Source organism: Lacinutrix chionoecetis (assembly GCF_053604665.1).
On the sequence record NZ_JBSHNQ010000086.1, the window covers coordinates 1 to 26,838 of the forward strand.

The 26,838-nt window shown below is 34.5% G+C and carries 16 protein-coding genes; 7 read left to right on the forward strand and 9 right to left on the reverse strand.

Annotated features, from left to right (window positions below; all coding sequences use genetic code 11):
- From ACVC43_RS12220 to panC, 7 genes are all read right to left on the reverse strand, one after another.
- Positions 1–3,316 (reverse strand): LamG domain-containing protein (locus ACVC43_RS12220; RefSeq protein ID WP_452224813.1); only part of this gene is annotated, 3,316 nt, incomplete at its 3' end.
- A 171-nt stretch (positions 3,317–3,487) separates the two neighbouring features.
- The gene (locus ACVC43_RS12225; protein ID WP_452224814.1) at positions 3,488–8,725 is read right to left on the reverse strand and encodes a LamG-like jellyroll fold domain-containing protein; all 5,238 of its coding nucleotides are present in this window, start codon (positions 8,723–8,725) and stop codon (positions 3,488–3,490) included.
- Positions 8,726–9,231: 506 nt separating this feature from the next.
- Positions 9,232–10,590: a DNA repair protein RadA gene (radA, locus tag ACVC43_RS12230; protein ID WP_452224815.1), complete on the reverse strand. Its 1,359-nt coding sequence runs from the start codon at positions 10,588–10,590 to the stop codon at positions 9,232–9,234.
- 35 nt (positions 10,591–10,625) lie between these two features.
- The gene (locus tag ACVC43_RS12235) at positions 10,626–11,771 is read right to left on the reverse strand and encodes an alpha/beta hydrolase (protein WP_452224816.1); all 1,146 of its coding nucleotides are present in this window, start codon (positions 11,769–11,771) and stop codon (positions 10,626–10,628) included.
- Between the two features lie 36 nt (positions 11,772–11,807).
- Positions 11,808–12,713, reverse strand: a complete 906-nt coding sequence (locus ACVC43_RS12240) for a lysylphosphatidylglycerol synthase transmembrane domain-containing protein (protein WP_452224817.1) — start codon at positions 12,711–12,713, stop codon at positions 11,808–11,810.
- 51 nt (positions 12,714–12,764) lie between these two features.
- A complete protein-coding gene (gene panD / locus ACVC43_RS12245) occupies positions 12,765–13,115 on the reverse strand; it encodes an aspartate 1-decarboxylase (protein WP_452224818.1) in 351 nt (116 codons plus the stop codon).
- A 13-nt stretch (positions 13,116–13,128) separates the two neighbouring features.
- On the reverse strand, positions 13,129–13,977 hold the full coding sequence (gene panC / locus ACVC43_RS12250; protein WP_452224819.1) for a pantoate--beta-alanine ligase: 849 nt from the start codon (positions 13,975–13,977) through the stop codon (positions 13,129–13,131).
- Between the two features lie 196 nt (positions 13,978–14,173).
- Here panC and ACVC43_RS12255 point away from each other — a divergent pair, with 196 nt between their 5' ends.
- From ACVC43_RS12255 to ACVC43_RS12285, 7 genes are all read left to right on the forward strand, one after another.
- Entirely contained in the window at positions 14,174–14,980 is an 807-nt protein-coding gene (locus ACVC43_RS12255) for a glycogen/starch synthase (RefSeq protein WP_452224820.1), read from the forward strand.
- 25 nt (positions 14,981–15,005) lie between these two features.
- A complete protein-coding gene (locus ACVC43_RS12260) occupies positions 15,006–16,676 on the forward strand; it encodes a DUF4270 domain-containing protein (protein ID WP_452224821.1) in 1,671 nt (556 codons plus the stop codon).
- A 6-nt stretch (positions 16,677–16,682) separates the two neighbouring features.
- On the forward strand, positions 16,683–18,530 hold the full coding sequence (glmS, locus tag ACVC43_RS12265; protein ID WP_452224822.1) for a glutamine--fructose-6-phosphate transaminase (isomerizing): 1,848 nt from the start codon (positions 16,683–16,685) through the stop codon (positions 18,528–18,530).
- A gap of 165 nt (positions 18,531–18,695) precedes the next feature.
- Positions 18,696–21,458, forward strand: coding sequence for a TonB-dependent receptor (locus ACVC43_RS12270; protein WP_452224823.1), 2,763 nt, complete (start codon positions 18,696–18,698; stop codon positions 21,456–21,458).
- Positions 21,459–21,470: 12 nt separating this feature from the next.
- Positions 21,471–22,976: an SGNH/GDSL hydrolase family protein gene (locus tag ACVC43_RS12275; RefSeq protein ID WP_452224824.1), complete on the forward strand. Its 1,506-nt coding sequence runs from the start codon at positions 21,471–21,473 to the stop codon at positions 22,974–22,976.
- A gap of 169 nt (positions 22,977–23,145) precedes the next feature.
- On the forward strand, positions 23,146–24,654 hold the full coding sequence (atpD, locus tag ACVC43_RS12280) for a F0F1 ATP synthase subunit beta (RefSeq protein WP_452224825.1): 1,509 nt from the start codon (positions 23,146–23,148) through the stop codon (positions 24,652–24,654).
- 108 nt (positions 24,655–24,762) lie between these two features.
- Entirely contained in the window at positions 24,763–25,056 is a 294-nt protein-coding gene (locus ACVC43_RS12285) for a F0F1 ATP synthase subunit epsilon (RefSeq protein ID WP_452224826.1), read from the forward strand.
- Between the two features lie 78 nt (positions 25,057–25,134).
- Here the strand turns inward: ACVC43_RS12285 and ACVC43_RS12290 are convergent, their stop codons facing one another.
- Entirely contained in the window at positions 25,135–25,575 is a 441-nt protein-coding gene (locus tag ACVC43_RS12290) for a LexA family protein (RefSeq protein ID WP_452224827.1), read from the reverse strand.
- Positions 25,572–26,834, reverse strand: a complete 1,263-nt coding sequence (locus ACVC43_RS12295; protein ID WP_452224828.1) for a Y-family DNA polymerase — start codon at positions 26,832–26,834, stop codon at positions 25,572–25,574. The genes ACVC43_RS12290 and ACVC43_RS12295 overlap by 4 nt, the downstream gene beginning before the upstream one ends.
- Positions 26,835–26,838: the final 4 nt, after the last annotated feature.

Genomic DNA, 26,838 nt, shown 5'->3' on the forward strand with positions numbered 1-26,838 from the left:
GCGATGACCAGTAGTTATATCTGTAAACATTGCTTGTGCCTTCTTGACGTCTTAATACTCTACCATTAGCGGAAGTAAGCAAATCGCTGTGTATGCCTTGTACTAATTGAGAATCATCTTGTAAATCTAAGGTTCCGTTTAATTCTAAATACCAGCTGTTATTTATCTGGTTGTCGCCGTTTATTGTTAGGGTTTTGTTGTTGTCTATTATTAGGCCTAAACTTGTATTAGAATAATTGGTAAAAATATTGTGTTTAACATCGATAATGCTCCAATCGGTTAATTCGAGTGGATTAACTATATCCCAAACATCACCATGTAGCCAGGTACTTTGATTAGTCCAGTCACCATGATCACTGGTTACATAAGGCATGGGTGCCGTTTGTGGTTGTACTGTGGTAATATTGTGGAGTATTCCAATATGATTATTGTTAGAGTAATCGAGTGTTTTTCCGGCATCTATAATGTCTGTCATGGGATAATAAGCTTCTAAATCATTCCATGCAACTTTAGCACTTGACTCTAAGTCTTTAATATCCTTTGGTATTATTTTACCTTTAATGTTTCCTCCATTGTTTTCAATTTCTTGGTGCACCATTTGTTGAATTTGCATATCACTTAATGCCTGATTGAATATTCTTACTTCATCAATATGACCACCAAAGTGACCAAAGCCAGCTTCGCTTGTATTGGTAGGGTATCTACCTATAGTAAAATTTCTTGTAGAATAAATATGTTGTGAGCCGTTAAAGTTTGTAGTTAACAATTCAGAATTTAAATGAGGGTGTGTTACGGTATTTAATAATTTACCATTTAAATATAACTTTACTGTTTGGCTTGCAGCATCAAATACGCCAGCAACATGATACCATCTGTTATTATCTAAGATAATATTATCTAGTGGGTTTGGTTGTACCTGTATATTATCAGCTGGGTAATTACTGGCTGCAGTTATTTGAGCTTGTGTAAGTACCACAAAAGCGGGAACTCTTCCTTTGGTAATATATAAACGCATACTTTCTTGACCCGCTATGCTGTGTAAAGTAGGAAGATTACCGGTAGAGCTATTTTCTATTTTTACCCATGCCATAATGGTTCCACGAGTCCAATTGGTAATAAAAGGATCGGTATCTAAATAATCATCAACTCCATCAAAATCTATTGATGCGCTTGGGTAAAACACATCAAGATTATCTCTATAGTCTAAATCTCCACCAAGCGATAAATCTCCATCTGTGTCTGGCAGGACAGATAAATCTGTAGGATTATCTATATCGTCATTTACATCGAATGGATCATTACTATTTGTGCCCTCAAAAATAATATCCAGCCCATCATTATCAGCATCAGAAAATAAAGTTATGGTATTAGCCATTCCGTTTTCTTCAATGTCGGGAACTCCATCTGCATCAGTATCTAAATCTAAATAATCTGGTATGCCATCTTGGTCTGTGTCTTGTGGTGAAATAAAGCTTGCTCCAAAAGCATCATCCAGACCATCAAAATTAGTATCGGTCATAGAAGCACCAGTGCCGCTTGGAGAAATGTAACCAATAGTTGGTTGAGCTTCAACATGATCTGGAATACCATCGTTATCGCTATCAATGTCATATTCATTCGATACATTATCATTATCTGGATCGCAAGCAACTCTTAATATGTTAAAGAATATTCGATTTGAATTATTTGTATTAGATCCTGTAACACCAAATAAGAATGTTTGTGAAGAAAATGAATTATAAAACAATGACATTTGATAATTAATGTTTGAAGAAAATTCTGATCCGTTATCGAAATCAGTGCCATAAATTTGAAACGTACTTGATGGTCCACCACCATTTACAAATTGTGCAGGATAAACTTCAGTACCAAGTAACACTTGATTTGGTATGTTAGAAGTTTCATATCCAGATAAATCTGAAAACTGGCTTGATCCTGAATCTAAATCTGGAAGATTTAAGGTAAAATCGTTTAATGTTACTAAGGTACCTTGTGGTGTTCCTACAGTAGCAGATCCAGATGACACAACTGAAATTTTATATAAAACATATGGGTCTTCTATGGATTTTATTCCTTTAAACCGTAAGTTTTTAGTTCCGCTTCCACTTGTGTAAACCTCTAATGTGCCAGTAGGCTTATACATTTCTGTTATTTCAACTACAACGTCATAGCTAACTCCGTTAACATTAATAGCGTTAGGGTTTAATAAAAAAGCACCTACTTGTAAGTTGCTTTCATTACCCACTAATGCATTTAAATTATTTAAACTAAAACTTGGACATTCTGTCGTGTCCAAAATTCCATCGTTATCATCATCTATATCACAAAAATTCCCAATGGTATCTCCATCGGTATCCACGTATTCTGGATTGTCTGAATGGCATGGGTTACATTCTGTGGCTCTTTCGTATGCGTCTGTGCTCGTTCCAATGTCTTGTCCACCAGATGCAATGGTTGGGATTCCATTACTATCTACTCCTCCTATTATTCTATTGTTAATATCTAAATTAGAGTATCCAATTTGAGTATTTGTAGCGTCCCCTTCTAATGCATCTGGGCAACCGTCGTTATCTGAGTCTGTATCTAAATGGTCAAATATACCGTCATTATCTGTATCTTTTGCTTGAGAACTATCGACGTGAACAGAGAAATCGTCCCATATAGAATAATTATTGGAAGACGATCCGGAATTAACATTGTACATGTAAATTCTTACGGTATAGGTTGTGTTCTGTTTTAAAGTATAATTACCTGTAAATAGTGTAAAATAGGTATTTGCTGTGGGTACTCTTGCAAGGTCAATATCCTGATTAAGAAGTGTAGAACTTACAAAATTATCATCAGAAATTTTAAGACCTACTTGGTATGAATCTCCAATTGATTCACTCGGCCAATAACATCTTAAACGCTTAAGTTTTGTTTGAATTGCTGCCGAACTAACTGTAAAGGAATATTGAATATATTCGCCATTTGTAACAGCTTGTGTGAAAGTGTTAGAAGCAATGTTAGAAACCTGATCTATACTTGAAGTGGTATTTACAGTAATACCATTATGGGATTCGTTAGAAGAACCATTTAGAAACCATCCTGCTAAATTTGGATTTATGTAATCTAAATTAATATTAGAACCGGTTGCATTGTGATTCCAAGAGAAACTACCAGCGGTCGCTGCATTAGCCTCATCGGTATCAAGAATGCCATCGTTGTCGTCGTCTAAATCGTTGTAATTAGCATAACTATCTCCATCTGTGTTTTGAGCAAAAGATGTTAGACACGAAAGTGCAATGGTTAGCACCAATAGTAGTTTTATTTTCATAAGTAGGTAATTGATTGGGGTCAATTGTTAAATAGCACTTACGAAAGTAATTAATTTTTAATGATTTAGATAAAATAATCGATTAAATGTATTAATTTCATGTTTAAATTAGACTTAAGTCATATTGTTTTTTAAAAAATAGATTAAATGAGCTTTTTATCTGCTCAAGTGTTATTCAATTATTATTTTTTTATCAATAGATTGGTTATTCTGGGTTTTCACACTCACAATATACAACCCAGTACTTAAGTTAGAAATTGAGAGTCCATTTTCTAAAACTTCAGATTTTATATTCTGTTTGGTGAAAATAGATTGTCCTAAAGTATTATAGAGTGTTATTTGCTTGGCATCGCTTTTTAAACCCTTTACCACTAATGTTTCCTGACTGTTATTGTAAAAAATAACAGTGTTATCTGCGTTGTTAAACTCCTCAGTGCTTAAGGCCTGATTAGGGCTAAACACTACATCAAAACGATCATTAAACGTCCCAGCAGCCGATGTAAAGCTATAACCCTGCTCATTCCTTAAATCGAAATACAAATTAAGTAGGTTATCTCTTAAATAGAGATCCTGATTCGGGTCTATATTTGCTATTTCAATACTTTTAATAGTATAGGTTTCTGTACCAGTTGCTGTAAAGGTTAAATCTACCACTTTATCAGCTGTAATAGGGGCTAAGGCTTGAATAACATATTGATCTCCATTTAATAAACTCCCTAAGTCATTACTTAATGGCGTGGTAATATAACCACCATCGAAACCGTATTCTCTGCCATTGTCTGTAAAAGCATCATCAAAGCCTAATACCATAGTACGACTTGAGGTGTCTGACATAGACAGTTCTAACCTTAACAATTGATAGTTATTAGGGTCTGTACCAGTTGGTGTTGGCGGATTACTATTTTTAAAGAAGGTAGAGCCTACATTAGGATTAGTAGCAGAGGCATCACTCTCTTTAATAAATGCACGTTGATTATTATTAAACTCAATATTTCCATTATCAACAACCTCTACAAAGAAGCCTTGTCCGGGAGGGATGTAAAACGATGGTTTTTTAGTACCACCAGGCATGGTGTTACTATCAAAACTATAAGGATATTGTGCTGCTTTTACTGTAGTTAAGTTATTAATATAAGCGTAGCCACCTTCGTACTCAATGGTATTATGAGAGTTTCCTGCCCATTGTTCCCAGAGTAGAATAGTACCATCGATAACACCAGTAGCGGTATTATCTGTAATAAACTGTCTGGCATCTAAGGCAGAAGGATAAGGGTTTCCTAACAGGGTAGAGGTAGCCGAGACACCATCCACACTTCCAGGACCACCAGTATCTGTGGCGTTTATTAAAATGGTTCCGTTGTTAGGTTTGCCTTCAAAAATATATTGTTGGTTTGTACCGACTCCAGTTCCTTTTTGCGAGTAACCTAAGCCTGGAGCTATTGCTTCGTTTAAAGAGAGGTGGTTCCAATCGTAATAGGTCACACCGTTATTAAAGGCATATAACCATGCGGTACTCACTTTTCCTGTTTCGTTATAGCTGTTGGTAAACTCAATAGGGCTTCCGGTGCCGTCTTTAAGCATATTTAAAGTGTATGCGGTGTTGTTGGCATTGTTAGCAGTGGTGTTGTTATCTGTTAATGCGGTTGCGGTTGTTGCACCCACAGGCGATGACCAGTAGTTATATCTGTAAACATTGCTTGTGCCTTCTTGACGTCTTAATACTCTACCATTAGCGGAAGTAACCAAATCGCTGTGTATGCCTTGTACTAATTGCGAATCGTCTTGTAAATCTAAGGTTCCGTTTAGTTCTAAATACCAGGTGTTGTTTATCTGATTGTCGCCGTTTACAGTAAGGCTTTTATTGCTATCAATAAACATCCCTATTTGGTTGTGAGAATTAGAGCTTGTAATATTATCTTTTATATGTACTATGCTCCACGGTTTGTTAGATGCAACATCTGTGATGTCCCATACATTACCATGTAGCCAAGTATTTTTTGTTGTCCAGCTACCGTTGTTTACAGTCTCATATGGTAATGGTGCGGTTTGCTCTTGAACAGTAGTTATGTTATTTAATTTAGCCGTATTGTTGTGAGAAGAATAATCCGAAGTTGTACCGTTTCTAATATCTGTCATAGGATAATAGGCTGCTAAATTAGCCCAAGGTACAGTGGTGTTTGTATTAATATCTACGATGTCTTTAGGAATTACTGAACCGTGAACATTTCCTGAATTGTTATTAATTTCTTGATATACAACACGTTGTATTTGGTCGTCGGTTAAAACAGTGTTGAATACTCTTACTTCATCTATTGCGCCATTGAAGTGATTTCTGGTACCCGTTTGGTTGGCATTAAAATTAGCTCCAATAGTAAAATCAATATCTGATAAATCTGGTAAAACAGCTCTGGAAAGAGAGTTGTTGTTTGTTGCCACAGGCTCTCCATTAATAAATAATCTTACATTAGATCCGTTATAGGTTGCTGTAACGTGATACCATTGGTCTTTTCTTATTATTCTACTTGAGGTACTAACAATTTTAGTCACTCCTCCATTTAAAACTATAAAATATAATTTTGATGGACTTGAGCTATTTCCAAATTGTGCTTCAAGAGATATTCCTTTAGAAGCGGCATTAGGAATTTGGTCACTTTTCAATCTGCTCATAATGGCAAAGTTGCCGACATTGGTATCTAATTTAATCCAGGCTGACATGGTGAAGTCTGAGGTTGAAAAGTCTAAAACTTCTCCAGAACTAAGATAATCGTCAATACCGTCAAAATCGATAGTTGCTGAAGATGGTGGATTGACATCAAATAAATCACGATAATCTAAATCTCCACCTGTAAGTCTATCATTATCATTGTCTGGTAAAATGGATAAATCTGTTGGATCATTAATAGATTCATTAGCATCCCAAGTCGCATCATTTATACCAGAAGTTTCAAATATATTATCAAGACCATCAGCATCTGCATCGTTAGTACTCAATGCATCTGCCATGCCATTTTCTTCTATATCTAAAAGTGCATCGTTATCGGAGTTTAAATCTAAACAATCGCAAATTTCATCGCCATCTGTGTCTTCTAAATCAAGTCCTGAGGAATAATTTGAATCGGTTCCTTTACTTGCGCTAATAACACCACTTGGAGCAATATATCCAATAGTTGGTTGCGCTTCAATATTATCTGGAATACCATCATTATCACTATCTAAATCGACTGCGTTTTCTAAACCATCATTATCTGTATCGCAATACTGTTTCCCAGAATACGTCACTCCTCTATTTTTAGCACTATTTAAATTTCCTGTAACACCATACACAAAAGATGTAGAACTAAAATTACTATATTGTAGATATACGGTAGCTTCTGAAATAAATTGTAATTTGCTTACTCCTGAAGTTGATTGGGTTGTATTTCCTTCATCATTCCAATTGTTAACATTACCAAAAGCAGCACGATCCAATCTATAACTTGTATATCCTGAAGGTCCTCCACTTAAAAACCCAGCTTGCTCTAAATAAGTATTAGGCGCTAACGTTGCGTTATCTGGAGCTGGTGTATTACTATAACCTGTAACTTCAGTATAATCTTGACCAAGGTCTGAATCTATATCACTCATAAAAATTGTGAAATTAGATACTGTCGCAGGAATTCCTGCAGGATTGGCAACTGTTGCAGATCCTGATTTTACAACGCTAAAAGTATAAGTGACATAATCGTCTTGACTGGCTACAACGTTTTCAAAATTGAAGTAAGTACTTTTGAGTTTTAAGATGGTTCCAGCAGTAATAAAATCTATTGTAACCAAAACATCATATTTTGTATTACATTGTGTTATTGAACTTTCAAAAAGAATAACATCTCCTACCTGTAAATTATTGGTGTCACTTGCAATTAAGGCTTGACCATTACGAAATTTAAATATTGCACCACATTCATCTTCATCTAAAATCCCATCGTTATCATCATCAAGGTCGCATATATCATTTAGTCCGTCTTTATCTGTATCTAAACCTGAAGGGTCTGTACATGGATCCACTGGGCAGCTACTAACACTATCTGTAACATTGCTTAAAGTTGCAGTATAATTAGGCGTACCGTTACCATCTGGATCTACTGTAGGCGACAATCCGTCAGCATCGCCTGTAAGATTTGTGAATTGATAGTTCGGATCTGTATTTGTTGTAGCTCCAGCTTCGAAAGCATCACTACAAGCATCACCATCACTATCTGTATCTAAGTAATCTAAAACACCATCATTATCTGTGTCAATTATGCAAAAAGAGGGTTGAATATAACGTATTGATGAACTTTGTACATGGCTAAAGTTAATAACGATACGGCTTACTTTTTCTGGAAAATAAAAAATCACAGAACCAATTGGATCATCTGCAGGATCGTTGCCATTTACATCTCCATTCCCTGTTTCGGCAAAATTATTTCCAGTTTGGGTAATATCTGAACCAACACTTACAACACCTTCTGTTGTTAAATTGTATAGCGTATTATTTTCATCATAAACATTTACAGTATAGCTTTCTCGTTCATCAAAATCTGTAAGTTTAAAATAAATGGCAGAAATAGGATTAGTAAAGGTTGAAGTTATTGTTCCGCTATCGCCAGGATTACCAGTGATTCTTATTGCAGGACCACTTAAACCAGCATTATAGCCTATAATTGCAGCACCGTCTGGATTACTAAGCGCATAACTAATATTTGTACCTGTTAATGCATATGTGTTGTTGACCACATTGTTATTATAACCAATGGTTGATGGAATATTTGTAGTACTACCACAACCTTCATCTGTATTTAAAATACCATCATTATCATTATCTAAATCAAAGACATCTGCAAGACCATCATTATCAAAATCTGAGAGGCAAGAAGTTAATGTAACTGAAGCATCTATATAACTTATGTTTTCAGTACCAGAATTGTCTCCTCTTTCAATACGCATATATTCCCAATCTATAGGAGAACTAAATGTAAAGTCTAATTGCGCATTGTTTCCAACCTGGGTCCAAACTGTTGTGCCTATAGATCCTCCCCAAGTTAATGCAACCCAAACATCTACATCATCCCCATTTTGTCCATTTACTATTACTGAGTCGCCACTGCTAACAGATTGAGCCATTCTTACAACTAATTGATCTGAATTATTATTCAAATTTGCTGTTGTACTATCATCGTTGCCTAATATATTATTTTGACTTCCTACACTATTGTCAACAATTATTGAACTGGCGTGAACATGCTTAACCTCTACTACTTCAATTTGTCCTGACGGACACTGAGCAGATGTTGTATTTAAACATGTAATCGAGAAAATGAGAACTAAAAAAAGAGATTTTAGCACGTTATTATTAACGCAATTTTGCGAAAAGTAGGTCGTATAATTCATAGTTTGGGACTATATTGATCAATAGGGTTATAAGATTATTTTTTTCTTATAGCGCACAAACCTAAAGCATTATAGTTATTTATTTCAGAAATTATGAAAAAACACTTTATAAAATCGATAAAATGCAAAAATAAACGATTAAATGCAGTTAAATTATATCTAATCGTTTAATATTATAGTTAATACTCTAATAATTACGTTTATGTGTTGATTTATGTTTTTGCTTAAAGTAGGCATCTGGCAAATTTGTAGTGCAAACGCTTAATTACTTGATTTACATCGCTTTTTTCGCTCTTACAAATCACTGCTATTGCAAAAAATATGGTATTTCTTTAGTATTATACTCATGGGTACTTAAGTTTTATAAACTTATTAGATAGATTAGTTTAATGAGTCGAATTGAATGGTTAAAACATTTGATCTTAGTGTATTACAATCTCTTTTTCAGTGTCATGAAAAACTATTTAGAAGTTTGAATAGGGTATAGCATTATCGCCGTAGTATTACTAAACGATAATACCGATTAAGTCTTCAATTTTAGAAATTAACTGAATTTTTATCACAGTATCCTTTAGTGAAATCTTATTATATTTAGAAACAAAAATTGTAGAAAAACCAAGTTTTTCAGCTTCAAGAATACGTTGCTCTACACGCTGTACTGGCCTAATTTCGCCTGATAGGCCTACCTCTGCAGCAAAACAATAATTAGCAGGCAAGGCCTCATCTTCGTTCGATGATAAAATAGCCGCTACCACTGCCAAATCTATTGCAGGATCATCTACTGTTATGCCTCCTGTAATGTTTAGAAATACATCTTTTGCTCCTAAACGAAAACCAGCCCTTTTTTCTAAAACAGCCAATAACATGTTTAAACGCTTGGCATTAAAACCAGTGGCACTACGTTGTGGTGTGCCATATACAGCAGTACTTACCAACGCTTGCACTTCTATCATTAAAGGTCTTACACCTTCTAAAGTAGCAGCAATGGCGTTACCGGAAAGCGCTTCGTCCTTTTTCGAGATTAAAATCTCACTTGGATTACTTACTTCCCGCAGGCCCGAGCTGTGCATTTCATAAATACCTAATTCATGAGTAGAACCAAAACGGTTTTTTTGAGCACGCAAAATTCTAAAAACATGATTACGATCGCCTTCAAACTGCAAAACGGTATCGACCATATGTTCCAGAATTTTTGGACCTGCAATATTTCCATCTTTAGTAATATGTCCAATTAAAACTACTGGAGTATTGGTTTCTTTTGCAAATTTAATAAGCTCTGTGGTGCATTCTTTAATTTGCGAAATACTACCACTTGAAGATTCTATATAATCACTATGCAGAGTTTGTATAGAGTCAATAATTACAATGTCAGGTTCAAGCTTAGCGATTTGCTTAAAGATATTCTGTGTCTTCGTTTCGGTAAGAATATAACAACTATCATTATTAGGGTTAATACGCTCGGCACGCATTTTAATTTGTTTCTGGCTTTCTTCTCCCGAAACGTAGAGCGTTTTATAAGGAAGTTTTAATGAAACTTGAAGTAATAACGTGCTTTTTCCAATGCCTGGCTCACCGCCTAATAGTGTTAAAGATCCTGGTACAATGCCGCCTCCCAGAACACGGTTAAATTCTTGATCAAGTGTATCTAACCTTGCTTCCTTAGAGGTATCTATTTGTTTTATAGTTAACGGCTTAGATACGCGTTTTTGGGTGTTTGAAGGCGTTTTCCAATCATTCTTCTCTGGTTTTTGTATAACTTCTTCAACAATCGTATTCCATTCTTTGCAAGCAGTGCATTGCCCTTGCCATTTAGAATATTGTGTGCCACAGCTTTGGCAAAAAAAAGTAGTTTTAACTTTAGCCATATTTATTTTCCGTGAAAGCGGAGACTTAGATTTATTTAATACCCAAAATCGGCTTTTATTTGTTCGGACAGCTCTAAAACCTGATCTTTTGTTACCCCTCCAATTTCTTCTAAAATATAAGCAGATTGATACGTTTTCATGGCTTTTTTAGGCTCTCCCGTTTCTTCATAAAAGCGTCCTAAATAATAATTACCTAACAAGGTATTAGGGTATTGTTTTCTTGCTAATTTTCCTAAGGGTTCGAAATACTCGAATTTTTTATTTTTTTGTATTGCAGCAGCAATCGCTCTAAAATCGTTTATTAAAATTGGTTTATCTATACCAAAAAGATCTTTTATTGTTTCATATTTTTCGTTTAAATAATCGACAGGAGAATCTTCTAATTTTAAAATAGTTTCTTTATACTCTTTCATTGAAATGGGTCTAAACACAAAGAAAATACTTTCTAAAGCTTTTGGTATGGCGTGTGCCGGAAGTGAGTAGTGGGTAGGGCCTTCGAAATTATCGAAAGTGCTTAATACATTTTTATTATCTATGTTTTTAATGGCAGTATTTAATGCTTGGGTTTTTGTATTAATAGCTTTATCATCATTATTAGACGTTGCTAAATAATAAAATGTTTTTGTCGTGATATTAGGCAGTCTTTCGGTTAAAAAAGATTGCATATCTGGAGCTAATTCGGGGCTTAAACTAACATAAGCATTAAATAATGGAGTTTCTTTTAATAAATAATAATTTATAAAATTTGCGGTAGTACCATGACCTACAGCTACTTTAAATTTTTCGGTTCTGTAGGTTTTCTCGATATAGGGAATAAGTTCCATGCCTATAAACTCGAAAAAAGATGCTCCTGTTTCAATGGGTAGCGAATTCTGTTCAGAATAAGCCATGTCGTCATCTCGTTTGTTATATTGGTTAATACCCACAACTATCGCTTCTGGTATGTCTTCCCAATAGGCTGCATATTCAACATTTCCAGCAACAATCTCAAACATATAGTCACCATCTAATACCACAATAATTGGGTAGCTTTTGTCACTAGAATCGTAGCTTCTGGGTAGTTGAATTTTTATTTCTCGGGCTTCTCCTAATTTTTCGGAATTAAAGTTTTTATAGGTTACTTGAGCGGCTACAAATTGTGCTGAAAAGCATATAGCAAAAAGGTAAATTATATGTTTCATAGTAGGAATTTTTAAATTAGAAATGCAAGGTACAAATTATTTCTTTCTGTTGTAAATAGGAAGAAATAGTAAAGATAAGCCTCCAAAAACAATTATTAATACTGTTTGAGAGGCCCACATAATCCAGCCAAAAGCATAGCTTGGATCCTTTGTTATACTAAATATTGAAAAGGCTGTAAAAACCGCTACGGGATAAGAGCCTATACCTCCATTTGTAGCTGCAATACTAAAGCTTGCTAAAATAAACCCAATTAAAACAGCTCCAAAAGGAATGTTTTCTAAACCAGGAATAGCTAAAGTGGTTACGTAAAACATTAAAACATACATAGACCAGATAAAAAACGTGTGAAATATAAAGGCCCATTTTTTCTTCATCTTAAAAATGCTAAAAGCACCTTCAATCAAGCCATATATAAATGCTTTAATTTTTAAAGCAATTTTAGAAGTGCTTCTCCTTATGTAAAATATAAAAAACAAACCAATAGCAATAAGCAGTATAAAGCCTATTATTATTTTTGTGGGATTGAAATTTTGAGTTAAGAATGAATAAATGAAATCGAATTCTAAAAATAATGTTATCATTATAATTAAGAGCATAACTAACAAATCTGCAATACGTTCGGCTACTATGGTTCCAAAGCCTTTATCAAAAGGTACACCTTCGTAATTAGTAAGTATAGAGGCGCGAGCTACTTCTCCTGCTCTTGGAATAGTGTAATTAATTAAATAGGTTGCAAAAACAGCCATAATGCTGTTTCCTAATTTTACTTTATAGCCTAATGGTTCTAACTGAAACAGCCATCTGTATGCGCGTGATAAATGACTTAAAAGACCTAGAATAATACCTAAGATAATCCAGCCTTTCTTCGAGTCTTCCCAATATTCTAATACTATAGAGAGTGGCACATCTTGCAACGAATACCACACTAAAAAAACTCCCAATAAAATTGGGAGCGAAATTTTTAGTATTTTAATTATTGATTTATTCAATATTTATTGTAATAAATTTGTTGCCTCATCAGGGAAAACCAACGATGGTTTAAATGTTTTTGCTTCCTCTATATCCATAAAAGCGTAAGTAATTAATATTAGCACATCTCCAGGAGCAACTAATCTTGCTGCTGCACCATTTAAAGTTATTTCGCCACTGTTTCTTGGGCCTGGAATAGCATAAGTGTCTAAACGAGCACCATTATTATTGTTTACAATTTGAACTTTCTCACCTTGTATAATATTGGCAGCATCCATTAAATCTTCATCAATAGTAATACTACCAATGTAATTAAGGTCTGCTCCTGTTACTTTTACTCTGTGAATTTTAGATTTTACTACTTGTATTTGCATGGTGCAAAGGTAATTAATTTAGTGCGATATTGTCTATTAATCTTATGTCGTCTGCATAAACAGCAATAAAGGCACGATAGGTTTTTGTTTTAGATTTTCGTTTTACTGGCTTTAAGGTATCGATGTCTGCAATTGTAAAATATTCTAATTTTAACAATTTATGTTTATCAAACTGTTTTTCAACCCATTCCGTTACTTCTTTAGCACTTTTTGTGCCAAACTTTCTCTTGGCAGCTTTTAAGGTTTTAAAAATAAAAGGAGCGGCTTTTTTATATTCAGTTTTTAACCTTTCGTTTCTGGAACTGTAGGCTAAACCATTGTCTTCTCTGTAGATTTCGCAACCCTTTACTACAACAGGAATATTGTGTTTTTCTACCAGTTTTTTAATGATTGTTAATTGCTGAAAATCCTTTTCACCAAAATAAGCTATATCTGGCATAACGATTTCTAATAATCGCTTTACAATTGTACCTACACCATTAAAATGGCCTTCTCGAAATTTACCTTCCATTTCATATTCTAATCCATCAAAACTAAAGGATTCTGCTTTTGTTACGCCGTTGTAAATATCTTTAACCGTTGGTGCATATACTAAGATTTTGTTGGAGACACTTTCTAAAAGTTTAAGATCTCTCTCTAAAGTTCTTGGATACTTTTCGAGATCATCTATATTATCAAATTGTGTAGGATTGACAAAAACACTCACTACGCAAATATTATTTTCAGTTAATGCTCTTTTTACTAAGGACAAATGCCCATGATGTAATGCTCCCATTGTTGGCACAAAACCAAAGGTTGTACCTTTTGTTTTTAAGCCAGAGATATGGTCTCGAATTTCAGATTTATTAGTAAAAACAGTCATTTTTAATATAAAATTAACGGTTGCAAACTTAAGATTTTAGTATCAATCTGCATAAAATTTTGTACTTTTGCGTGTTTTTTATTTATATTTTTTATTGTTGAAGCGCTCATTTCACGTTTCATAAGTATAAACTTAAAAAGAGAAAACAGGGAGTTAAACAAAATGTCTATTAATATAAATCGATTAAAATTAACGTATGAAAGATAAGAGAATATTATATGTGTCGTCTGAAGTGGTGCCATATTTGCCAGAAACAGAGATTTCTTCAATGTCGTTTGAAACTCCAAGAATGGTGAACCAACAAGGTGGACAAATTAGAATATTCATGCCTAGATATGGGAATATTAACGAAAGAAGACATCAGCTACACGAAGTAATTAGACTTTCTGGAATTAACTTGGTGATTAACGATTTAGACATGCCTTTAATTATTAAAGTGGCCTCAATACCTAAAGAACGTATTCAGGTTTATTTTATTGATAACGATGAGTATTTTAAAAGAAAGGCAACATTAACAGATGAGGATGGAAAATTATTTCCAGATAACGACGAACGTGCCATATTTTTTGCTAAAGGCGTTATTGAAACGGTAAAAAAATTAAACTGGTCGCCAGATATTATTCACGTTCATGGCTGGCTGGCTGCATTACTACCTTTGTACTTAAAACAGTTTTATAAAGACGAACCATTATTTAACGAAAGCAAAATAGTTACTTCTGTATACAATCAAAGTTATGAAGGGACGTTAAATAAAGACCTTATCAATAAAATAGCTTTCGATAATATAGATAAAGAAGCTATAAAAACGTTAGAACAGCCCACTTATAATAACCTAATGAAGGTTGCAGTAGATAATTCTGATGCTTTAATAGTTGGGTCCTCAGAATTACCTAAAGAATTGGAAGAATATTTAAAAGCCATAGATAAACCTGTATTAGATTATAAAGAAAAAGATGAGTTTGCAGAAGCATATACTCAATTTTATAATGAAAGTGTTTTATAAACACCTTGAAGAAGAATTATTTTTTATGAAAAACATAGTTAAAAGCCTTAAACCTATTGTAGTACTTGGCTTAATTTTAGCAATCTCATTATCCTGCGATAGAGATTTTACCAATATCGAGAGTGATATTCAAGGGATAAAAAACTTTGAGGCTACCAGTAAAAAATTCCCTTTTATTGCCAAAACAAAAACATTTACACCTTTTACGGCAAGTGGAACGGCAGATGCTGTTGGTGTACAAACTAGTGGATTAAACGGCAGTCTTTTTGGAGTATATAAAAATGCCACACCTGCTTTTGGTACTACAGTTGCAAGTGTAACCACACAAATAGCACCTATAAGTTACAATCCAGATTTTGGTGAAGCAGATAGAACTATTGAGTCTATCTGGTTAAACATTCCATACTACGCTACTTTATCAAGTACAGACGAAAATGGTAATAATACTTATGCATTAGACTCTATTGTTGGCGACCAAAACGGAAAGTTCAAATTGTCTATATACAGAAGTAACTACGTATTAAGAGATTTAGACCCAAATTCAGATTTTCAAGATCCGCAATGTTATTTTTCAAATCAAGGCGATTTATTTGAAGCTACAACAACTCCAGCAGATTTGTTATTTGTAGACGATGAATTTACTATAAGTAGCGAAGAACACAGAGTGCCAGAATTAGACGATAATGGAATGGAAGTTGTTGTTGATGGCGTAACTCAAATTGAAGAACGCTTTCCTCCAGGAATAAGAATAAACCTCGTCGATTTAGATGATCCAAATAGCGTTGCCTATTGGGAAAATGTATTTTTTAATAATCAGGATACTGGTGTATTGAGTACCAAAAGTAATTTTAAAGATTTTTTTAGAGGTCTTATCTTTAAAGTGGAACAAGTAGATGAACAGGCAAGTTTAACATATTTAAACTTCGGTTCTGCCAGCATCCTTTTCGACTACACGAACCAAGAGGAGATGAATTCTGAGGAGCCTTTCCCAGATAGAGATGCCACAGTCTATAGATTAGAATTTAATGAAAACAGAGTAAATACTTTTAAAACATTCAATGCAGAAGACCATGATGGTGATGAAGATAATTTATATCTGCATGGTACGGATGGTTCAATGGCGCAATTAGAATTATTTGCAGGAGAAATTGAAAACGAAGATGGTGAATTAGTACCAGCCTTCGATTATTTTTACAGTAAAAAAGACCAGTGGATAATTAACGAAGTTAATCTTGTTTTTTATGTTAATAATAGTATTACCCAAGGAGACGAACCAGATCGTGTAACTCTGTACAATCTCGAAAATAACCAGCCAATTATAGATTTTTTCTTAGATGGATCTACAAATTTAGTTCAACCAAGCATATCAAAAACAGGCTTTTCCGAAGCACTTAAGCGCGACGACCAAAATAATGGAGTGCGTTACAAAATTAGACTTACAGGCCATATTGATAATATTTTAAAAAGAGATTCTACTAATGTTAAATTGGGATTATTCATGGCAAATAACATTAATGTTTTAAACGAGTCTAAAATACAAGGTGTAAACAACGACGAAGACGATGATACTTTAGATATCGTTCCAAGTACGAGCGTGTTGAGCCCTAAAGGAACCGTTTTACATGGTTACGAAGACGACCCAAATTCAGAATTTAGAGCCGAATTCGAAATATTTTATACAGAAATAGAAAACTAGATTTATATGTGTGGTATCGTTGGTTATATTGGAAAAAAAGAAGCTTACCCAATTATTCTTGAAGGTTTAAAGAGGCTGGAGTACAGGGGCTACGACAGCGCAGGTATTGCGCTTTATGATGGAGAAAATTTAAAACTTTCTAAAACAAAAGGAAAAGTTTCAGATTTAGAAAACCGCGTCAGCCAAGAAATTAGTACCAACGGTCATGTTGGTATTGGCCATACACGATGGGCAACACATGGCGTTCCTAACGATGTAAACTCTCACCCTCATTATTCTAATTCTGGAGAGTTAGTGATTATTCATAATGGCATTATAGAGAATTATGCATCTATTAAAAAAGAATTAATAAAAAGAGGATATACGTTTACTTCAGACACGGATACCGAGGTTTTAATTAATTTAATAGAAGACGTTAAAAAAAATGAAAAAGTTAAGCTTGGTAAAGCAGTACAAATTGCCTTAAATCAAGTGGTTGGTGCATATGCGATTGCGGTTTTCGATAAAAACAAACCAGATGAAATTGTTGTTGCGAAACTAGGTAGCCCATTAGCAATTGGTGTTGGAGACAACGAATTTTTTATAGCCAGTGATGCTACTCCTTTTTTGGAACATACTAAAAAAGCTATTTATTTGGAAGATGAGGAAATGGCAATTGTAAGATTAAAAAAAGGTGTAAAAATTAGAAAAATTAAAGACGATTCTTTAGTAGATCCATACATTCAAGAATTACAACTTAACTTAGAACAAATAGTAAAAGGTGGTTATGACCATTTTATGCTAAAAGAAATCCATGAACAGCCAGAAGCAATAAAAGATACTTACAGAGGACGATTACGCGTAAAGGAAGGCATTATAAAAATGGCCGGAATTGATGATAATCTGGAGAAGTTTCTTAACGCTAATAGAATTATTGTTATCGCCTGTGGTACATCATGGCATGCTGGTTTAGTTTCAGAATACATATTCGAAGATTTAGCAAGAATTCCTGTGGAAGTAGAATACGCTTCAGAATTTAGGTACAGAAATCCGGTAATTACAGAAAAAGATGTAGTTATAGCCATTTCACAATCTGGTGAAACTGCAGATACTTTAGCTGCTATAAAACTTGCAAAATCTAAAGGCGCATTTGTTTTTGGAGTTTGTAATGTTGTGGGCTCTTCTATCGCCAGAGAAACTCATGCAGGAGCGTACACACATGCAGGGCCGGAAATTGGTGTAGCCTCTACCAAAGCGTTTACCACTCAAATTACAGTATTAACTTTAATTGCTCTTAAATTAGCAAAAGAAAAAGGAACGATTTCTAAATCTCAGTTTCAACACCATTTGCACGAATTAGAATTAATTCCTGACAAAGTTGCAAAAGCGTTATTACAAGATGAGCATATTAAAAATGTAGCAGAAATTTACAAAGATGCTAAAAATTGCTTGTATTTAGGTAGAGGGTACAACTTCCCAGTAGCTCTTGAAGGAGCGTTAAAACTAAAAGAGATCTCTTACATTCACGCAGAGGGCTATCCTGCTGCCGAAATGAAACACGGCCCAATTGCATTAATAGACGAGTACATGCCTGTCTTTGTTATAGCAACTAAGAAAGGCCACTACGAAAAAGTGGTAAGTAATATTCAGGAAATAAAATCGAGAAAAGGAAAAATTATTGGTATTGTTACTGAAGGCGATAAAGATGTTAAACAATTGGCCGACCACGTTATTGAAGTACCAGAAACTTTAGAATCTTTAACACCATTACTAACGACTATTCCTTTACAACTATTATCGTATCATATTGCTGTGATGTTAGATAAAAATGTTGACCAACCTAGAAATTTGGCAAAATCCGTCACTGTGGAATAACTATTGTAAATTCTTAATTATACAGGCTCTTTCTTGATAGATAATCAATAAAGAGCCTTTTTTTTTCGATATTTTTATTATGCATGCATAATTTTTGTTAACTTTTTTTTAAGATATCCTTAAAAAACGTATATTGGCGACAATTAAATTAACTAAATCTAAAAAATGAAAACAATCTTATCAATTGTATTGTTGTTTTTTTGCGGTATTATTTTTGCGCAAACAACAATAACGGGTTCCGTTATGGACAATAACGGCTCTCCTATTCCAGGTGCAAATATTATTGTAACAGGAACATCATCGGGAAATGTAAGTGATTTCGACGGTAATTTTACTTTAACAACAGATAGTAATCCACCATTTTCGGTACAAGCCAGTAGTGTTGGTTTTTCAACTGAAATAATGGAAGTTACCTCAAAAAACCAGAAATTAAATTTCGTGTTAGAAGAAGGTAGTATTCTTGATGAAGTAGTTATTTCAGCTTCAAGAACTCCAGAACGTATTTTCGAATCTCCTGTAACCGTTGAACGATTGGGTTTAAAAGAGATTAAAAATACAGCATCGGCAGATTTTTATGGCGGATTAGAAAATTTAAAAGGTGTAGATGTTAACACTAACAGTTTAACGTTTAAATCTGTTAACACACGTGGTTTTGCAACATTTGCAAACACACGTTTTATGCAGTTAGTAGATGGTATGGATAACTCTACTCCAGCATTAAACTTCCCAATTGGAAATTTAGTTGGTATGACAGAAACTGATGTTTTAAGTGTTGAATTACTTCCAGGCGCATCTTCTGCATTATATGGTGCAAATGCTTTTAATGGTATTTTATTTATGAGAAGTAAAAATCCATTCGATCATCAAGGTATAAGTGCTTCTTTAAAAAGAGGGATTACCTCTCAAGAGTCTGCAGGAGACAATCCGTATACAGATGTAAGTATGAGGATGGCTCATAAATTTTCAGATAAATTTGCTGCTAAAGTAAATTTTGGATACTTAAAAGGTACAGATTGGGCAGCTACGAGCGAAGTAGATAAAATTGATCCTTCAAGAACACGTGCCAATACAAATTACGATGGTATAAATGTTTATGGTGATGAGGTGTCAACAAATATTAGGGCTGCTTCAGGTTTTGGGTTTATTCCAGACGTTGTGGTAAGCAGAACAGGTTATAACGAAAGAGATTTAACAGATTATAATGCTGAAAGTATTAAAGCAGATTGGGGACTATATTTTAGACCTATTACAGATAATAGCTTAGAGCTATCTTACGTGGGTAAAGTGGGAACAGGTTCTACAATCTATCAAGGTACGAACAGGTATAATATTGATGGTTTTTTCCAGCAACAGCATAAGTTGGAAGTAAAACACGATAATTTCTTTGTAAGAGCTTATGAGGTTTCGGATAAAGCTGGTGATTCTTACGATATGGTTTTTACAGGTATTAATATTAACAGAGCCTGGAAAAGTGATACACAATGGTTTCAAGACTATATAGCAACCTATGCAGGAATAGAATTAACAGGAAACCCTCAAGGTTTAACAACACAGCAAAAACACGATGCGTCAAGAGCAGCAGCAGATACAGGACGTTTTCTTCCTGGATCAGCCGAGTATCAAGCAGCTTTCAACAGAAGTATAAATGATCCGGATTTAAGCACAGGTTCTAAATTCCAGGATGCTTCAAAATACTTTCATAGTGATGCTAACTATAATTTTAGTCACTTAACAGATTTTGCCGATATCCAAGTTGGAGGATCGTACAGAAAATACAAATTAAATTCAGGAGGAACTATTTATACAGATAATGATGGACCGATCGAATATTCAGAATATGGTGTTTACACGCAAATTCAAAAAGCATTCGAAGTTGGAGAAGACATGGAATTAAAATTAACGGGTTCTGCGCGTTATGATAAATCAGAATTATTTGATGGTTTTGTATCGCCAAGATTATCTGCAGGTTTAACCGTAAACAGAGATCATAATATTAGAGCATCTGTTCAAACTGGTTTTAGAAATCCAACAACTCAGGATTTATTTATAGGTTTAGATGCAGGTAGAGCCATATTAGTTGGTTCTGCTCCAGATAACTTAAATAGATATGTAAGAACTTTTGGTGTTAGTCAGGAAGGTCAAACTACTTTTGGACAACCTTCAACTGTAACACAAACTGGTGCAGTGGCATATAACAATTCGTACTCAGCAAACTCAGTAATTGATTTTTCAGCAACAGGAAATCCTGCTGCATTAAATATTGCTAATCCAGATATTATTAAGCCAGAACAAGTAACCTCTATAGAAGTTGGTTATCGCGGTAAATTCGATAAAATAATTGTAGATTTTAGTACATATTATAACAAATACCAGGATTTCATTTCTCAGGAAGTGGTAATATCTCCATTTTATGGAACTGTAGGAGACAACGGTCTGTCTTTAGCAGCTTTAGCTAACGGAGATTTCCAAACCTACAGTACATACACAAATTCTGATGCAGATGTAAACTCTTACGGAGCTTCAATTGGTTTATCTACTAAGATTTTTGGTGATTTCGATTTAGGTGGAAGTTATACTTTTACAAAACAAGATTTTGACCAAGAAGCTAATCCAGATTTCCAAACGAACTTTAATACACCAGAACATAAATTTAAAGCCTCTTTTGGTAATACAGATTTGTTTACAAACTTTGGTTTTAACGTAGCTTACAGATTTAGTGATGATTATTTCTGGGAGGCAACTTTTGGAAATGGTATTGTGCCAGAATTTCATACTGTAGATGCGCAAATAAACTATAAAATTCCAAGTCTAAAAACCACTATTAAAGCTGGAGGTACTAATTTAGGAGGTAGCGAGTACTTTACAGCATTTGGTACAGGATTTATAGGTTCTATGTATTACGTAGGGTTGACGATTAATAACTTATAAAAAAGAAAAATTATGAAAAATATAAAATATATAGGATTGATTGCGTTAGCAATTGGTTTTACATCATGTAACGATGAATCAGATTTCGAAGATCAATTAGATATGCCTCCTCAGGATGCAGTTGTATTACCAGCACTTACTGCAGGCTCTGCAGACTTTTCTAACTATGTGGCTGTAGGTGCTTCATTTACCGCAGGATTTACCGACAATGCACTTTTTATTGCAAGTCAGGAAAATTCTTTCCCAAATATTATGTCTAAAGAATTTGCTAAAGTTGGAGGAGGAAGCTTTTCTCAACCTTTAATGAATGACAATTTTGGCGGTTTAGCAGTTGGAGGAACTAGAATTACAGAGCCAAGATTAGTATTTGGAGGTGCAGGACCAGTGCCTTTAGAATCGGTTATTGGACCTGTTACAGTTACCACAGATTTATTGACTCCGCCAAGTGGACCATTTAATAATTTAGGAGTTCCTGGAGCGAAAAGTTTTCATATGATTGCACCTGGTTATGGTAACTTAGCTAATTTTCCAGCGGCAGCTAATCCATATGCTACCCGTTTAACTGGTGCAACACCTAACGCTTCTATGTTAGAACTCGCTGTAGCACAAAATCCAACCTTCTTTACATTAAGTGAAGTTGGTGGAAACGATGTTTTAGGTTATGCTACTACTGGTGGTGATGGTTCAAACCCAATTACTCCAACAGCAAATTTCGATTTTGCACTTAATGCTTTAGTTATTGGTTTAACAGCAAATGGTGCTAAAGGTGCTATTGGTAATTTACCAAACATTACAAGTTTATCATTTTTTACAACTGTTGCTTACAACCCAGTACCTTTAGATGCAGCAACTGCTACATTTTTAAACACCTCTAGTCCTTATGCTGCATACAATGCAGGAATTGTTCAGGCCTATGCTTTTTTAGTAGCAAATACGCCTTTAACACAGGCAGAAGCGGATGCTGAAATTGAGCAAAGAACATTAGTTTTCTCTGCAGCTGATGATAATGCACTAGTAATTTTAGATGAAAACTTAAGAGACTTAACAGCTATCAACCCTGCATTAGTTAATTTAAGACAAGCTACGAGTGCAGATTTAATTACTTTACCAGCTGCTTCTCTAATACCAACTGGTCTTGGAGTTTCAACGCCAATGGGAGATACTTTCGTGTTAACTCCTCAAGAGCAACAAGAAATAGCGGATGCTACAGATGCTTATAATGCTTCTATTTCTGCTACGGCTTCTGCCAATGGGTTAGCCTTAGTAGATTTAAATAGTATTTTAGTTCAAGCAACATCAGCTGGAATCCAGTTCGATAATTACGATTTAAATACAAGTTTAGTATTTGGTGGTTTAGTAAGTTTAGATGGTGTACATCTTACAGCTAGAGGGTATGCGTTAATGGCAAATGCGTTCTTAGATGCCATAGACACTACGTATGGTTCTAACTTTAGAGCCTCTGGAAGCGTTGCGAAGGCAGATGATTACGGAGTAACCTATTCTCCAGTATTACCATAGAATTAATTAAAATAAAAAATAGAAAAACGCCTTCTTGAAGAGGGCGTTTTTTTATGCTTAAAAAAGCTTAAAAAACAACTTTTATTTTAAATAAAAACACCTATCTTTGCACGCGAAAACCGAAGGTGTTTTCAATCAATTAAATAGCATAATATTAAATAGATAAGTAATGTCAAAAGTTACAGGTAAAGTTGCACAGATAGTAGGTCCAGTAATCGATGTAGAATTCGGAGCTGGTGCTGAACTTCCAAAAATTTACGATTCATTAGAAATTAATAAAGCTGATGGTTCAAAATTAGTATTAGAAGTACAATCTCACATTGGTGAAGATACTGTGCGTACTATTGCTATGGACTCGTCTGATGGTTTAAGTAGAGGAACAGAAGTTATTGCAACTGGTGCTCCAATACAAATGCCAATTGGTAACGATGTTTACGGACGTTTATTTAACGTAATTGGTGATGCTATTGATGGTTTAGGAGATTTACCTAAAGCTGGTGATGCGGGTTTGCCAATTCACAGAAGCGCACCTAAATTTGAAGATTTATCAACTTCTACAGAAGTATTATTTACTGGTATTAAAGTAATCGATTTAATTGAGCCTTATGCAAAAGGTGGTAAAATTGGTTTATTTGGTGGTGCTGGTGTAGGTAAAACTGTATTAATCCAAGAGTTGATTAACAATATTGCAAAAGGACATGGTGGACTTTCTGTATTCGCAGGAGTAGGAGAAAGAACACGTGAAGGAAACGATTTATTGCGTGAAATGTTAGAGTCTGGAATTATCAAGTATGGTGAGGACTTTATGCATTCTATGGAAGAAGGTGGTTGGGATCTTCAAAAAGTGGACAAGGAAATAATGAAAGAGTCTAAAGCGACTTTCGTATTCGGGCAAATGAATGAGCCACCTGGAGCACGTGCACGTGTTGCCTTATCTGGTTTAACAATTGCTGAATACTTTAGAGATGGAGCTGGTGAAGGACAAGGAAAAGATGTACTTTTCTTCGTAGATAATATCTTCCGTTTTACACAAGCAGGTTCAGAGGTGTCTGCCTTATTAGGTCGTATGCCATCTGCCGTAGGTTATCAACCTACTTTAGCAACAGAAATGGGTGCAATGCAAGAGCGTATTACTTCAACAAAAAGAGGATCTATTACATCTGTACAAGCGGTATATGTACCTGCAGATGATTTAACAGATCCAGCACCAGCAACAACGTTTGCTCACTTAGATGCAACAACAGTATTATCTCGTAAAATTGCAGAGTTAGGTATTTATCCTGCAGTAGATCCTTTAGATTCTACTTCAAGAATTTTATCTGCAGATATATTAGGAGATGAGCATTATGATTGTGCTACTCGAGTAAAAGAGTTATTACAACGTTATAAAGAATTACAAGATATTATCGCCATCTTAGGTATGGAAGAATTATCTGAAGAAGATAAATTGGCTGTAAATAGAGCAAGACGTGTACAACGTTTCTTATCGCAACCGTTCCACGTAGCTGAGCAATTTACAGGTATACCAGGTGTTTTAGTAGATATCAAGGAAACTATTAAAGGTTTTAATATGATTATGGATGGTGAATTAGATCACTTACCAGAAGCGGCATTCAACCTTAAAGGTTCTATTGAAGAAGCTATTGAATCTGGAGAGAAAATGTTAGCTGAAGCGTAAATAAGTTAGTAGTAACCAGTATACAGTCCACAGTGGACTAAAAACTGCAAACTGCAAGCCAAAATGAGACTTCCGATGACTCGGAAGCTTTTAAATAAAATTTAAAAGATGTACTTAGAAATTGTATCACCAGAAGCAACGTTATTTAGTAGTGAAGTAGATGCTGTAACTGTACCAGGAATAGATGGAGAGTTTCAGATGCTAAATAACCACGCAGCTATTGTTTCTGTTTTAACAGAAGGCATTGTAAAAATAAACATGCATTCACAAAAAAACATTGTTTTAAATAATTTGCATGCTAATGTAGTTCCTCTTGCAGACGATAATAAAGTATTAACTGTAAAAATAAATTCAGGAACATTAGAGATGAAAGATAACAAAGCAATTATATTAGCCGATTAGATAGCTTCTATAACAGAATATAAAAACGCTTTAGTACATTACTAAAGCGTTTTTTTGTTTTTTGATATGTTGTGAATACTACACCTTCTTAATCACATTAGTAACAATACCCCAAATTAAAAAATTATTATCTTTTGTAATATGTATTATAGGATAGTTGGGGTTTTCTGGTTGTAACCAGATTTCATCTTTAGTTACTCTTAAACGCTTAACGGTAAATTCGCCATCAAGAAAGCATACAGCTATTTTGTTGTTCTCCGGTTCTATACTTCTGTCTATTACCAACAAATCGTTATCGTCTAATCCTGCACCAATCATAGATTGCCCGCTAACTCTTGCATAAAACGTTGCTTCTTTGTTTTTTACTAACTCTTTGTCTAAAGACAAACGATGTTCTTTAAAATCTTCTGCTGGAGAAGGAAAACCTGCCGAAATTCCTGTGTCGAAAAACTGTCCTGAAATACCTTCTATAGTTTCTGGTGTGTAGAAGTCTAAACTTCCTTGATTGTGTGCTATCATTTTACAATTATAATATCATTAATATTAGTGGTATATCTTGGCGATAACCGCTCTTGACGCATTTTCCAAGTACGTTTTAAATCTTGATTTGCTAACTTAATTTTAAATCCGCCGTATTTACCATTTAGCTTATCTATAGATTGCATTAAGGGTTGGTGTTTTGGATTTTCGGTATCAAATAAATTAAGCTGAAAATTATCTGTTGCTACCAAACCAGTAACAACAACGCCTGCACGTTTATATTTTATACCTTCTTTAAAGATAGACATTACTGCGTTAACTGCGTTATGACTTATAATTAAAGATGAATTTGTTGGGCAAGACAGGTTTATAATTTTACTTTCTCGATGCTGTTCTAACTCTTTTTTGTGTTTATCACTACTTAAGCTCACAATAATAACGTGGCAACTGGAACCTTGTCTGCGTAGTTTTTCGGCACAACTTGTGGCAAAAGTAGAGACACGTTCTTTAATATTGTCAATATCAGAATAAGTATATTCAAAACTTCGTGTGGTTGCAATGGCTTTTTTTATAGTATCATCGTCGTCTAGTTGTAAAGTTGCAATGCCTTCTAAGTCTCGTTTCAATCTAGATTCTACAACCGAGAAATTATTTTTCACCCAATCGTTTGGTAATTGTGTAAAGTCGTAGGCTGTTTTACAACCTTTAATTTTTAATCGCTCGCTTAAGCGTCTTCCTATTCCCCAAACAGCTTCAATTTTAATCCATTTTAAAGCTTTAATACGTTTCTCTTCAGAATCTATAACATATACACCATTGGTTTCTTTTGGGAATTTTCTTGCCACCTTATTCGCTACTTTAGATAATGCTTTTGTAGGTGCAATACCAACACAGGTTGGAATACCTGTCCAATTTAAAATGCGTGTTTTAATTTGATTTCCATAAGTATTAAAATTAAAGTCTGCTTTAAAATCTTTAAACTGTAAAAAAGACTCGTCTATGCTATAGACTTCAATATCTGGAGAAAACTGTTTTAGTATAGACATTACACGACTGCTCATGTCTCCGTATAGAGGATAGTTTGACGATAGCACGCATATTCCATTAGCCTTGCAAAAGGAATCCCATTTAAAAATAGGCGCTCCCATTGGTAAGCGTAGGGTTTTTGCTTCGTCGCTTCGTGAAATTACACAACCATCATTATTGCTTAAAATAGCAATTGGTTTTCCCTGTAAATTAGGATTAAAAACACGTTCGCAGGAAGCATAGAAATTATTACAATCTACTAATGCAAACATATGT